The sequence below is a fragment of the Exiguobacterium sp. s34 genome, assembly GCF_018617435.1.
In the GTDB taxonomy this organism is placed as follows: Bacteria; Bacillota; Bacilli; order Exiguobacteriales; family Exiguobacteriaceae; genus Exiguobacterium; species Exiguobacterium aestuarii.
In genome coordinates this window covers 119,946-133,714 of record NZ_JACSKE010000002.1, presented here as the reverse complement: position 1 = coordinate 133,714, position 13,769 = coordinate 119,946, and the positions used below count along the sequence as shown (strand labels likewise).

Sequence of the window (13,769 nt, the reverse complement as noted above, 5' to 3'; positions counted from 1 at the left end):
AAAGTTATGGAACCGAAATATAAACGAATTGTGTTAAAATTGAGTGGAGAAGCGCTCGCTGGAGATCAAGGTTATGGGATTGACCCTAACATTGTAAACTCAATCTCAAATCAGATTAAAGAATTGATCGAGATGGGTGTAGAAGTGGCCGTTGTTGTAGGTGCCGGAAACATTTGGCGTGGAAAGACGGGTAGTGAACTTGGAATGGATCGGGCAAACGCAGACTATATGGGAATGCTCGCGACCGTCTTAAATTCACTTGCTCTTCAAGATAGCCTTGAAACGTACGGTGTCCAAACGCGCGTCCAGACATCAATTGAAATGCGACAAGTTGCTGAACCATACATTCGTCGCCGTGCGATGCGTCATCTTGAAAAAGGTCGCGTCGTCATCTTTGCAGCAGGGACAGGGAACCCATACTTCTCAACGGATACGACAGCTGCACTTCGCGCTGCTGAAATCGAAGCCGATGTTATTTTAATGGGTAAAAACAATGTCGACGGCGTCTATTCTGCCGATCCAAAATTGGATGCCACTGCAGTGAAATATGATACGTTGTCTTACCTTGATGTCCTAAAAGACGGACTTCAAGTCATGGACTCAACGGCAACCTCGCTCTGTATGGACAATCACATTCCATTGATTGTATTCTCATTGCTTGAAGAAGGTAACATTAAACGTGTCGTACTCGGAGAACATATCGGGACGGTAGTAGGAGGAGTCAATTCATGAGTGTCAAAGAAGTATTGAAAACAGCTGAAGAAAAAATGGAAAAAGCGCACACATCACTTAAACGTGATTTTGGTACGCTTCGCACTGGCCGCGCCAGCGCATCGATTTTGGATCCTGTTCAAGTTGATTACTATGGCGTTCCGACACCACTTAATCAAGTGGCAAACATCAATACACCGGAAGCGCGTTTGCTCTTGATTCAACCGTGGGATAAATCAATGGTTTCAGAAGTGGAAAAAGCGATTCAAAAGGCAGACCTCGGATTGTCTCCATCTTCTGACGGAACAGTCATCCGTTTGGCGATTCCTGCTTTGACGGAAGAGCGTCGTAAAGAATTGGTTAAAATCACGAAGAAATATGCGGAAGAAGCGAAAGTCGCTGTTCGTAACGTTCGCCGTGACGCAAACGAAAACTTGAAAAAACTCGAGAAAGATGGCGAGTTAACAGAAGACGATCTCCGCGGATATGCAGATGACGTTCAAACGTTGACGGATTCGTATATCAAGAAGATTGATGAATCTGCAGCAACGAAAGAAAAAGAAATCATGGAAGTGTAATCACGGAAGTGGTATACCAAAAAGCTGTGTGGGGACCCTTTTTCTGAGAGGGTCCTTCTTTCATACAATCAGGAGGATAACAGAATGTTTAAATGGGTGAATCCTAAAACAAAAGTCGAGGCGGAGTTAAGTGTTCCTGAGCACGTAGCCATCATCATGGATGGAAATGGACGTTGGGCCAAAAAACGTGGTCTCCCTCGCATCATGGGTCACCGAGAAGGGATGAAGTCAATCCGCGAAGCCGTTCGGACAGCGCAAGAACTCGGGATTCAATCACTGACGCTTTACGCGTTCTCAACGGAAAACTGGACTCGTCCGGAAGAGGAAGTCTCGTTTTTAATGAAATTGCCAAAGCAGTTTTTAGAGACCGATTTGAAAGAGCTTCATGAACAAAACGTTCAGGTGCTTGTCGCTGGTGATACGACAAAACTACCTCGCGAGACGCGTGAGGCTGTCGATCAGGCGAGAGAACGCACCGCTACAAACACGGGATTGAAACTCGTCTTCGCGCTCAACTATGGTGGTCGGGATGAACTCGTCCAAGCGATGCGTAGCATTGCCGAAGATGTACAATCTGGTATGCTTATACCAGACGCTGTGGATGACCAGTTAATCGGTGAACGACTCATGACCCACGTTCAAGATGTGGACCTCATCATTCGCACAAGCGGTGAACAACGACTTTCAAACTTTTTATTGTGGCAAAGCGCATATGCTGAACTCCATTTCACGGAAGTATTGTGGCCGGAATTTAAGCGTGAGCATTTTGTAGAAGCGATTGAATCTTACAACGCGCGCACGCGTCGTTTTGGTGGGGTGTAACATGAAGACACGAATTATTACAGGACTTTGGGCAGGAGCAATCTTTATTACCGTGATCGCGCTCGGTGGTAACGCCTTTGTTTCATTAATGGGGATTCTCGCTCTCATTGGCTTGAGCGAGTTTACGTTGATGCGAAAACACAAGCTGCTGGCATTCCCATTTTTAGTGACATCACTTCTTGTCGCCTTTCCTTTCGTTTTATTATTGCTGGAGACACAAATCGTTACAGGTGAAATGCCATTCACAATCGAACAGTGGCTCGTGCTAGGGCTAGTTTTATTACTGTTTTGGACGGTTGTCACAAAAAATCGATTCACCTATGAAGATGCCGGGTTCTACTTCGTATCCGCTGTCTACTTGGTCGTCGGTTTCTCGAGCTTCGCACTAGTACGACTGTCTGAAGACGGTTTATCAAAAGTGTTGCTCATCTTGTTTATGATTTGGGCGACGGATTCAGGGGCTTATTTCACGGGGAAGGCGTTCGGGAAAGCAAAACTTTGGCCATCCATCAGTCCGAATAAGACGATTGAAGGAGCAATTGGTGGGATCGTATCTGCCGTTGTCCTCGGGGTCGTTTTCGTGTGGATCGATCCGATTCTACCGATATTGGAAGTCATCATTTTAGCCATCGTCGTAGCCGTCGTCGGACAGCTCGGTGATTTGGTGCAATCCGCGTATAAACGCCAGTTCGGAGTTAAAGACTCTGGTCATCTATTACCTGGTCACGGAGGAATCTTAGATCGATTTGATAGTATGATTGCGGTCTTTACTGTTATTTGGGTGTTTAATCTGCTATGAGAAGGAGTGTCGAGATGAAGCGAATTAGCTTAATTGGGGCGACAGGTTCGATTGGCGTGCAGACATGTGACGTCATCGAACAGCACCCCGATCTGTTTGAACTTGAGGCATATGCATTCGGCACGAACGTCGATGTCGCCACGGAATGGATTAATCGACTTAGACCTAAATATGTTTCGGCGACAAGTATCGAGGTACTCGAACAACTGAAACCACGCCTTACATATGAACCTTTATACTTCATTGGTCCTGAAGGGCTCAAAGAGTGCGCGACTGCAGAACGAGCTGATATCGTCGTGACGGCGGTAGTGGGAGCGGTTGGCCTCGAGCCGACGCTTGCTGCCATTCAAGCAGGGAAAGATATTGCGCTCGCCAACAAAGAAACACTCGTTACGGCAGGACATCTCGTCAAAGCTGCTGTGAAAGAACATGGGGTTAAACTTTTACCGGTCGATAGCGAGCATTCTGCCATCTACCAATGTTTGAATGGAGAACGTAGAGAAGATGTTTCAAAAATCATTTTAACGGCGTCTGGCGGAAGTTTCCGTGATCGTTCACGAGAAGAATTAGCTGACGTGACGGTTGAAGATGCATTGAATCATCCGAACTGGTCGATGGGGGCGAAGATTACGATCGACTCCGCGACGATGTTCAATAAAGGTCTTGAGGTGATCGAGGCACACTGGCTGTTCGATATCGACTATAATGATATTGAAGTCATCTTGCATCGTGAATCGATCATCCATTCGATGGTTGAATTTAAAGATGCGGCTGTGATGGCACAGCTTGGAAACCCGGATATGCGGGGCCCGATTCTTTATGCGCTCTCAGAACCGAAGCGGCTTGAAATTGAGGGGAATAAGCGGTTAAACTTGAAAGAAATCGGAAAGCTACATTTTCAAGAGGCAGATTTCAATCGTTACCCGGCTCTCCGGTTAGCGTTTGAAGCAGGAAGAATTGGCGGTTCCATGCCAACCGTCCTGAATGCGGCCAATGAGATGGCAGTGGACTTGTTCTTGAACGGTCACATCACGTTCTTAGAAATTGAACGACTCGTTGAAGAAGCAATGGCTCAACATGAAGTGATTGCCGAACCGACGCTATCGCAAATTCTAGAAGTCGACCGAGCAGTACGTCAACAGATTCAGCAAGGAATTGAAGGTGGGGAATAAATCATGACGACTTTTATCGCCATCGTTCTGATGTTTGGAGTTCTCATTTCGGTACACGAATGGGGACACCTCGTCATGGCGAAACGGGCAGGCATTCTCTGTCACGAGTTTGCAATCGGATTCGGTCCAAAAATTGTTTCATTCCGTAAAAATGAAACGCTCTATACCATTCGTCTCTTACCAATCGGTGGCTATGTCAAAATGGCCGGGGAAGATTTTGAGCCGATTGAAGTACGTGCAGGTCAACATGTCGGACTTCGTTTAACCGAACAAGGCACTGTCGATCGTGTCTATTTTCAGCCGGACACCGCTACGGATGTTCAAGTTGTCGGTACCGTTGATAAATTTGACGCGACACATGAGTTGAAAGTACAGCTCCTCATCGATGAGGAGGTACGTGTCTATTCGTTAGAACGGGATACACTTCTTGTCGACCAAGGGATGGAAATTCAAATCGCACCGTATGACCGCACGTTCGGTGCCCAATCGGTATGGAAGCGTGTCTTGGCGATTGCAGCCGGTCCAGCGATGAACTTTGTCTTGGCGTTTATCTTGCTCATCATCGTCGGCCTCGTTCAAGGAACGCCGACGAACGATGGTCAAATTGGTACCGTTCAACCTGATTCGGCCGCCGATGAGGCAGGTTTGATGAGTGGGGATGAAATCGTATCGATTGAAGGGGAACCAATCACAGATTGGCTCGACTTACGTACCGCATTGGCGGATCGTGCTGACACGCCAACAGACGTCACATACGTCCGTGATGGTGAGGAAGCGACGGTCACAGTCACACCACAGGCGGTTGAACAAAACGGCGAAACGGTCGGGATTCTTGGTGTCACGAACGCGTTGGAACGTTCACCAGTTAAAGCTGTGACGACAGGTGCCGAGACGACGTGGACGATGTCCACGCTCATCTTCTCAGCCGTCGGTGATTTGGTGACGGGTCAAGTCGGTGTCGATCAATTGGCAGGACCTGTCGGAATCGTACGTATGACAGATGAAGTGGCAGCGAGCGGTTTGATCATGCTGTTGAACTGGACAGCACTTCTTTCCGTCAACCTAGCTATCTTCAACTTGCTCCCGCTTCCTGCATTAGATGGAGGACGATTGATTTTCCTCCTATTCGAAGCGGTGCGCGGGCGTCCAATCGATCCGAAAAAAGAAGGATTCGTTCACTTTATCGGATTCGCATTATTGATGATTTTAATGTTGATTGTCACCTGGAACGACATTCAATCATTCTTTAAATAAGCTGTTTGTAGAGAAGGGAAACGTTGAACTGTATGAAACAATCTAGATTGCTCATGCCTACCTTGAGAGAAGTACCGGCTGACGCGGAAGCTGTCAGTCATCAACTTCTCGTCCGTGGAGGATTCATTCGTCAAAATGCGGCTGGAATCTATTCCTATCTTCCACTCGGACATCGCGTGTTACACAACATTCAAACGATCATCCGTGAAGAGATGAATCGTGCCGGTGCGCAAGAATTATTGATGCCTGCCATCCAACCGGCAGAACTTTGGGAAGAGACAGGACGTTGGGGCATCTATGGTCCGGAGTTGATGCGATTGACTGACCGTCATGACCGCCGCTTCGCCCTCGGTGCGACGCATGAAGAATTAATCACGTCCATCGTACGAGACGAACTGAACTCGTATAAAAAACTCCCAATGAACCTGTATCAGATTCAAACGAAGTATCGTGATGAACGTCGTCCGCGCTTCGGTTTACTTCGCGGACGTGAGTTCTTGATGAAAGATGCATACTCATTCCACGCGACGCAAGAAGATTTAGATGAAGAGTATACAAACATGTATAACGCGTACTCACGTATCTTTGATCGTACCGGTCTCAAATATCGTCCGGTCGTCGCAGACTCAGGTGCAATCGGCGGGAAAGACACGCATGAATTCCAAGCGCTTGCTGATATCGGTGAAGACACGATTGTCTATACAGATTCGTCGAACTATGCAGCAAACATTGAAATGGCAGAAACACTCGATCGTTATGAGATGCAACAAGCTGACGTACGTCCACTCGAAAAAGTGGACACGGAAGAAAATCGTACGATTGAAGACGTAGCGAAATTCCTGAACGTCGATCCGAAGACGACGATTAAATCTGTCCTATTCAATGTTGATGGAGAGACAGTGATGGCAATCGTCCGTGGCGACCATGAAGCAAATGAAGTCAAAGTGAAAAACGCACTCGGTGGACTCGATATTCAACTTGAAGACGAAGCGAAAATTGTTGAGCTATTCAATTGTGCGCCAGGTACGCTTGGACCAATCCATGCGCCGGTTAAAGTCGTTGCCGACTATGCGGTCAAGTATCTTGTAGATGCGGTTTGTGGAGCGAATGAAGCAAACACGCACTTCACAGGTGTGAATGCCGAACGTGACCTCGCAGAGATGACGTATCATGATTTACGTTTTGTCGTGGAAGGCGACTTGGCACCTGACGAATCGGGTCCAGTCCGTTTCGCACGCGGAATTGAAGTCGGACAAGTCTTCAAACTCGGGACACGTTATTCAGAAGCAATGGGGGCGACATTCCTGAACGAAGAAGGTCGCGCTGAACCACTCATCATGGGTTGCTACGGAATCGGTGTATCACGGACGCTCTCAGCAATCGTGGAGCAACATCATGACGACCGTGGAATCATCTGGCCACGAAACGTGGCGCCGTTCGATCTTCATTTGATTGCCATTAACGCAAAAGACGAGACGCAAGTTGAACTTGCAAACCGTCTTTATGAAGAACTCGGTCAAACGTACGATGTCTTGTTCGATGACCGAAAAGAGCGCGCGGGCGTCAAATTCGCCGATGCGGACTTGATTGGCCTTCCGATTCGCGTCAACGTCGGAAAGAAAGCTGGCGAAGGAATCGTTGAAGTAAAAGTTCGGGCAACAGGTGAAGTGATTGAAACGTCAATCGATGAATTGAACGAAGTCATCACTTCAAAATTTAGCGAAGTTCATTAATGGATGAAGGTGACAGCGTAAGCGGTCACCTTCATTTGTCGAATTGGCATAAAGGGGGAAAGACGGACCCGTGGAAGCAAATCAAAAAATGCAATTATTGTTGAGTGATCTTGGCATCACGACAGAGACAGACCTATTCGACCAAGCAGAGCTCTCACGACTCGTCGTCAATAAAAAACGACGAACGTGGACGTTTTATTTTACATTTCCAACAGTCTTACCGTACAACGTACATCAATTGTTCATGAGTCGGTTAGAAAATCGTTACGCGACGTTCGCAGATGAAGTGTATGCTCGGTTCACGACAGCAAAAGGTGGAAGTGAGCAGGACTATATCGATTACTGGCCACGCATCGTCAGCGAATTGAGCCAAGTGTCCGGTGCGATGCGAAGCTACTTCGGATCGGTGTCACCACGATTTGAACAAAACAAACTGTTGATCCCGGTGCGGTCCGGACCTGAGGCAAGCTATGTGGACAAAGAACTCTGTCAAGAGGTCCAAGCGCTCTATAGCGCTTATGGCTTCACGAAAAAACCGTGTCAGGCACATTTCTCTGAAGATGCGGAGGCTAGTCAAGCTTTACGTGAACAAGTCGTTCAAGAGGACATCGAGCAGGCAAAGATGGCGCTTGCGGCACAGTTCGCCAAAGCGACGGAAACGAACGATGAACCAATCACAGAAATTCGGATGGGTGCACTCATCAAAGATGAAATCGTCCCAATCAAGACGATTATCGAAGAAGAACGCCGCGTCGCGATTCGTGGTCTCGTCTTCTCTGCGGAGCGGAAGGAACTGAAGAGTGGGAAAAAGCTATTCACCTTCAAAATGACGGACTATACGGATTCGCTCATCGTGAAAGTATTTGCGCGCGATGATGATGACGACCGGATGCTCAGTGCCGTCAAAAAAGGCATGTGGATTCAAACCGCAGGACGGGTCGAGGATGATTCGTTCATGCGTGAACTATGCATGATGGCGTCACAACTCCAAGAAGTAAAAGTCGAGCCGCCTCGAGATGAGTGGGAAGGTGAGAAGCGGGTCGAACTCCATGCCCATACGCAGATGAGTCAAATGGACGCGGTTACGAACGTGTCCGCGCTCGTTGCACGTGCTGCGAAGTGGGGGCACCGTGCGATTGCCATCACTGACCACGCTGGTGTCCAAGCGTTCCCGGAAGCGTATTATGCCGGGAAGAAAAATGACATCAAAGTGCTATACGGAGTCGAGGCAAACGTCGTCAACGATGGCGTCCCTGTCGCCTATCATGCGAGTGATGTGTCGTTAGACGATGCGACATACGTTGTCTTTGACGTCGAGACGACCGGACTTTCTGCCGTCTACAATAAAATCATCGAGCTTGCCGGTGTCAAAATCAAGGACGGGGAAATCATCGATCGCTTCGAGGCGTTCGCTGACCCGAAACACGCGTTGTCGGCGACGACGATCGAATTGACTGGAATCACGGATGATATGGTTCAAGGACAGCCTGACCCGGAAGTCATCACGAAACAGTTCGTCGAATGGTGTGGTGACAGTATTCTCGTCGCCCATAACGCATCATTCGATATGGGCTTCCTCGAGGCGACACTCCGGAGCGGAGGACATGAACCGGATGATTACCCGGTCATTGATACACTCGAACTAGCTCGTACGTTGATGCCGACACTGAAAAATCACCGACTGAATACACTCGCGAAGCGATTCGATATCGAATTGACCCAACATCACCGTGCGATTTATGACGCCGAGGCGACAGCCTATTTGTTGATGAAGCTACTCGACCTCGCCAAACAGATGTTTGAGATGACGACGCACCGTTCGTTGAACGCAAAAGTTGGGAGTGACGTGTCGAAAATTCGTCCGTTCCATGCGACGATTTATGCGAAAAACAAAAAACCGGGGCTTCGTCACCTATACGAACTCATCTCACTCTCCCATATCGATTATTTATATCGAATGGCACGCATGCCACGTTCAGAACTCGTGAAACGTCGTGAGGGACTATTGATTGGTTCAGCTTGTGACAATGGTGAGATCTTTGACGCTGCTTTGAACAAGTCGGATGATGAACTCGAGAAGATGATGTCATTTTACGACTTTATCGAAATCCATCCACCTGCGCTTTATCACCATTTGATTGATAAAGAGATTGTCGCAAACGAGATGGAGCTCCGAGAAATCATTAAGCGAATCATTCGCGTCGCCGAGAAGGCCGAGTTACCGGTATGTGCAACGGGAAATGTGCACTATTTGGACCGGTCTGACCGGTCGTATCGTGAGATTTTGATTCGTACCCAAGGTGGAGCGAACTTTATTAATACACGTAAAGAGTTGCCACACGCCCATTTCCGGACGACGAAAGAAATGATGGAAGAGTTCAAGTTTTTAGGTGAAGACTTGGCACGTGAAATCGTCATCACGAACCCGAACGCGATCGCCGATCAAATCGAATCGATTCAAATCATCCCGGATGACTTGTATACGCCGAAGATTGAAGGGGCGGATGATGAGGTTCGGAATATGAGCTACGACATGGCTCGTTCGATTTATGGTGACGAGTTGCCTGAAATCGTTGAAGCACGTCTAGAAAAAGAATTGAAGTCGATTATCGGTCACGGATTCGCGGTCATTTACTTGATTTCACATAAACTCGTTAAAAAGTCGTTGGATGACGGTTACTTGGTCGGTTCGCGTGGGTCGGTCGGGTCTAGTCTCGTCGCCACGATGACGGAAATCACTGAAGTTAACCCGTTGCCACCACACTATGTTTGTCCAAACTGTCAGCATTCACACTTCTTCAACGACGGTTCGGTCGGTTCGGGATATGACTTACCGGATAAAGAATGTCCGGAATGTGGTACGTGGTACAAAAAAGATGGACATGATATTCCGTTCGAAACGTTCCTTGGATTCAAAGGAGACAAAGTACCGGATATCGATTTGAACTTCTCGGGTGAATACCAACCGCATGCCCACGCCTATACAAAAGTATTGTTCGGCGAAGAGTATGTGTATCGTGCTGGAACAATTGGAACAATCGCGGATAAGACGGCATACGGATATGTGAAAGGTTATGCGACCGAGAACGACAAGATTTACCGAAACGCAGAAGTCGATCGGCTCGTCTCTGGGGTCACTGGCGTGAAACGGACGACGGGGCAGCACCCGGGTGGGATTATCGTCGTCCCGGACTACATGGACATCGCGGACATCTCGCCGATTCAGTATCCGGCGGATGACAACTCGTCAGAATGGAAGACGACACACTTTGACTTCCATTCGATCCATGACAACTTGCTAAAGCTCGATATTCTCGGACACGATGACCCGACCGTCATCCGGATGTTACAAGACTTGTCAGGGATTGATCCGAAGACGATTCCTACAGATGATCCGACGGTTATGAAAATCTTCTCGTCTCCAGAAGTACTCGGGGTGACGCCAGAACAGATTGAGTCGAAGACCGGTACACTCGGGATTCCTGAGTTCGGGACGAAGTTTGTTCGTCAGATGTTAGAAGAGACGAAACCGTCCACCTTCTCAGAACTTGTTCAAATTTCAGGTCTGTCTCACGGGACGGACGTTTGGCTCGGGAATGCGAACGAATTGATTTATAACGGAACATGCGAACTGAAAGATGTCATCGGTTGTCGTGATGACATCATGGTTTATCTGATCTATGCAGGGCTCGAACCATCCTTCGCTTTCAAAATCATGGAGTCCGTTCGTAAAGGGAAGGGTCTCACGGATGAGATGGAGTCGGAGATGCGGGAGAACGATGTGCCGGAATGGTATATCTCATCTTGTAAGAAAATCAAATACATGTTCCCGAAAGCGCACGCGACGGCGTACGTCTTGATGGCCGTCCGAATCGCATATTTCAAAGTGCATCACCCAATCCTGTACTATGCGACTTACTTTACCGTTCGCGCTGGAGACTTTGACTTGTCTGCGATGATCAAAGGTCCTCAAGCCGTCCGCAAAGCGATGTCGGATATCCGTGAGAAAGGGTTCGATGCAACCGCGAAAGATAAAGGATTGCACACGGTACTCGAACTTGCGCTCGAGATGCTTGAGCGGGGCATGAAGTTCCAAAATATCGACTTGTATCGTTCGAGCGCGACCGAGTTCTTGATTGAGGACAATACGTTGATTCCTCCTTTCAATGCGGTCGATGGGCTCGGGACGAATGCGGCAAAAGCCATTGTCGAGGCGAGAGAAGAAGGACAGTTCCTCTCGAAAGAAGATTTGCGTAAACGAGCGAAGCTGTCGAAAACAGTCATTGAGACACTTGATACGATGAAATGTCTTGAAGGCTTGCCTGATGAGAACCAACTCTCATTCTTTGATTTTGGGGTGTAAGTTGCGATTTGTCGGGAAAATATGATATATTGGTATCGAACAAAGTTGGATACTACGACGGAAAGGAGTAGGGAACCCTACTCCTTTCTTGTATGTAAAAGCCAGAAGGAGGGATGAGAGTGTCCAAAATAACAGAAGTCGTTGAATCGATTGCGTTGCCAATCGTCGAACGAGAAAACATGGAATTGGTCGATGTGGAATTCGTAAAAGAAGGTCCAGACTATTTCTTGCGCGTTTATATCGATAAACCAGGGGGCGTCGATTTAGACGATTGCGTCAATATCAATGAACAACTCTCGGAAAAACTGAACGAAACCGATCCGATTGAACAGGCTTATTATCTTGATGTCTCGAGTCCTGGTGCGGAGCGTCCGCTGAAAAAGCCGAGCGATTTCGAACGTGCAGTAGGCAAAAACGTCTACATGAAAACGTTCGCTCCGATCGATGGTGCCAAAGAGTTTGAAGGAATTTTGACGGCATATGATGGGGAAACGGTCGTGATCGAGACACGCATCAAGACAAGAAAAAAAGCGGTATCGCTACCGGTAGACAAAATTGCACAAGCCCGCTTAGCGGTCACGTTTAGTTAAGGAGAGGGAAGAAGATGGGTCCACAATTACTCACTACAATCGATCAGATTGCCAAAGAAAAAGGAATTGATAAAAATATAATTATCGACGCTCTCGAACAAGCGCTCATTTCTGCTTATCGTCGAAACGTCGCAAACCCGAACGAGCATGTAAAAGTCGAGTTCGACCAGGTGACAGGAGATATCCGTGTCTACGCACTTTTAGAAGTTGTAGAACGACTCACACAACCAGACCAACAGCTCTCGCTTGAAGAAGCACATGAAATCGACCCGAACTATGAGCTCGGTGATTTCCATAAAGAAGAAGTCACACCAAGTGATTTCGGACGTGTTGCGGCGATGACTGCGAAACAAGTCGTCACACAGAAAATGCGTGAAGCTGAACGCGAACGGATCTACAACCACTTCGCTGACAAAGAAGATGAAATCATGACAGGGATTGTTGAGCGTTTTGACCCGCGCAACTTGTATATCGGTCTTGAGAATAACATCGAAGCGGTCCTTACTCCGAACGAACAAATGCCGAACGAATCGTATCAGATTCATGACCGTATCAAAGTATACGTGACAAAAGTCGATTCGACGACAAAAGGTTCTGGTGCTGCGATTCAAGTATCGCGTACGCACCCGGGACTTTTACGCCGTCTCTTCGAACTTGAAGTACCAGAGATTTCAAACGGTACAGTCGATGTCATGTCTGTGTCACGTGAAGCAGGAGACCGTTCGAAAATTGCCGTACACTCGGATATCGTTGACCCGGTCGGCGCATGTGTCGGACCGAAGGGACAACGCGTCCAAACAATCGTCGACGAATTGAACGGGGAAAAGATTGATATCGTTCGTTGGTCTGAAGACCCGAAAGAGTTCGTTCGAAACGCACTTAGCCCGGCGCAAGTCGTTGCCGTCTATGTCAATGAGCCTGCAAAATCGACAACGGTTGTCGTACCTGACTATCAATTGTCACTCGCAATCGGAAAACGTGGTCAAAACGCGCGTCTCGCTGCGAAGTTGACTGGTTGGAAAATCGACATTAAGAGCGAGACAGATGCGGAAGCGCTCGATTTGTTCGATACGTTCGCTGAAAAAGTTGAATCAGAGCCAGAAATTGTTCAAAATGAAGTTGAACAAGACTTATCAGATGCTTCAGTTGAAACAGCTGTGGTGAAAGAAGAGGAATGACCATGAAGCAAAAGAAACTTCCTTTGCGTAAGTGTGTGGTCACACAAGAAATGCTCCCGAAGAAAGAATTGATTCGTGTCGTTCGAACGCCTGAAGGTGACGTAGTCATCGATCAGACCGGTAAAGTGAACGGTCGCGGTGCCTACTTATCAAAAGATCTCGATGTCGTTCGTCAAGCAGAGAAAAAACGGACGCTCGATCATCATTTGAAAGTAAAGACGAGCGATACCTTGTATGAACAGTTGAAAGCTGTCGCAGGTGACGAATCATGAGTAAGTGGGAATCATTGTTAGGCCTTGCCGCTCGAGCAAGGAAAGTAACGATGGGAGAAGAGTTTGTATTAAAGGATGTGCGAGCGGGTCGTGCCAAGCTCGTCATTCTAGCCGGAGATGCAGGTGACTCGACGAAAAAACGAGTCACCGACAAATGTGCATCTTATCAAGTGCCGTTGATTGAAGTGAGTGATCGCTATACAATCGGGGCCGCGCTTGGGAAAGATATGCGTGTCGTCGTATCGGTGACAGAATCCGGATTTGCGAACAAGCTTAAGCAACTTCTCTCTTAACTAT

The 13,769-nt window shown here is 47.7% G+C and carries 12 protein-coding genes; all 12 read left to right on the top strand.

What is annotated here, in order from left to right:
• The first annotated feature begins 6 nt into the window (after positions 1–6).
• A complete protein-coding gene (gene pyrH, locus KNO87_RS04295; protein ID WP_214740153.1) occupies positions 7–732 on the top strand; it encodes a UMP kinase in 726 nt (241 codons plus the stop codon).
• Positions 729–1,289, top strand: a complete 561-nt coding sequence (frr, locus tag KNO87_RS04290) for a ribosome recycling factor (RefSeq protein WP_214788751.1) — start codon at positions 729–731, stop codon at positions 1,287–1,289. The genes pyrH and frr overlap by 4 nt, the downstream gene beginning before the upstream one ends.
• An 84-nt stretch (positions 1,290–1,373) precedes the next feature.
• Entirely contained in the window at positions 1,374–2,111 is a 738-nt protein-coding gene (locus tag KNO87_RS04285; protein ID WP_214788748.1) for an undecaprenyl pyrophosphate synthase, read from the top strand.
• A 1-nt stretch (position 2,112) separates the two neighbouring features.
• Positions 2,113–2,910 (top strand): phosphatidate cytidylyltransferase, encoded by a 798-nt coding sequence (locus KNO87_RS04280; RefSeq protein WP_214794054.1) that lies wholly within the window; start codon positions 2,113–2,115, stop codon positions 2,908–2,910.
• 14 nt (positions 2,911–2,924) lie between these two features.
• The gene (gene dxr / locus KNO87_RS04275; protein ID WP_214794051.1) at positions 2,925–4,082 is read left to right on the top strand and encodes a 1-deoxy-D-xylulose-5-phosphate reductoisomerase; all 1,158 of its coding nucleotides are present in this window, start codon (positions 2,925–2,927) and stop codon (positions 4,080–4,082) included.
• Between the two features lie 3 nt (positions 4,083–4,085).
• Positions 4,086–5,336, top strand: a complete 1,251-nt coding sequence (gene rseP, locus KNO87_RS04270) for an RIP metalloprotease RseP (RefSeq protein WP_214788740.1) — start codon at positions 4,086–4,088, stop codon at positions 5,334–5,336.
• 32 nt (positions 5,337–5,368) lie between these two features.
• Positions 5,369–7,069 carry a proline--tRNA ligase gene (locus KNO87_RS04265; protein WP_214794048.1) on the top strand — a complete coding sequence of 567 codons (1,701 nt, stop codon included), beginning with the start codon at positions 5,369–5,371 and terminating at the stop codon, positions 7,067–7,069.
• A gap of 70 nt (positions 7,070–7,139) precedes the next feature.
• Complete coding sequence (locus tag KNO87_RS04260) at positions 7,140–11,432, top strand: PolC-type DNA polymerase III (protein WP_214794045.1); 4,293 nt, start codon at positions 7,140–7,142, stop codon at positions 11,430–11,432.
• Between the two features lie 119 nt (positions 11,433–11,551).
• Positions 11,552–12,022 carry a ribosome maturation factor RimP gene (rimP, locus tag KNO87_RS04255; protein WP_260569808.1) on the top strand — a complete coding sequence of 157 codons (471 nt, stop codon included), beginning with the start codon at positions 11,552–11,554 and terminating at the stop codon, positions 12,020–12,022.
• Positions 12,023–12,036: 14 nt separating this feature from the next.
• Positions 12,037–13,200, top strand: coding sequence for a transcription termination factor NusA (gene nusA, locus KNO87_RS04250; RefSeq protein ID WP_214691843.1), 1,164 nt, complete (start codon positions 12,037–12,039; stop codon positions 13,198–13,200).
• A complete protein-coding gene (gene rnpM, locus KNO87_RS04245) occupies positions 13,197–13,472 on the top strand; it encodes an RNase P modulator RnpM (protein WP_214788727.1) in 276 nt (91 codons plus the stop codon). Before nusA ends, rnpM begins: the two co-directional genes overlap by 4 nt.
• Entirely contained in the window at positions 13,469–13,765 is a 297-nt protein-coding gene (locus KNO87_RS04240; RefSeq protein WP_214788724.1) for a YlxQ family RNA-binding protein, read from the top strand. The genes rnpM and KNO87_RS04240 overlap by 4 nt, the downstream gene beginning before the upstream one ends.
• The last annotated feature ends 4 nt before the right edge of the window (positions 13,766–13,769 follow it).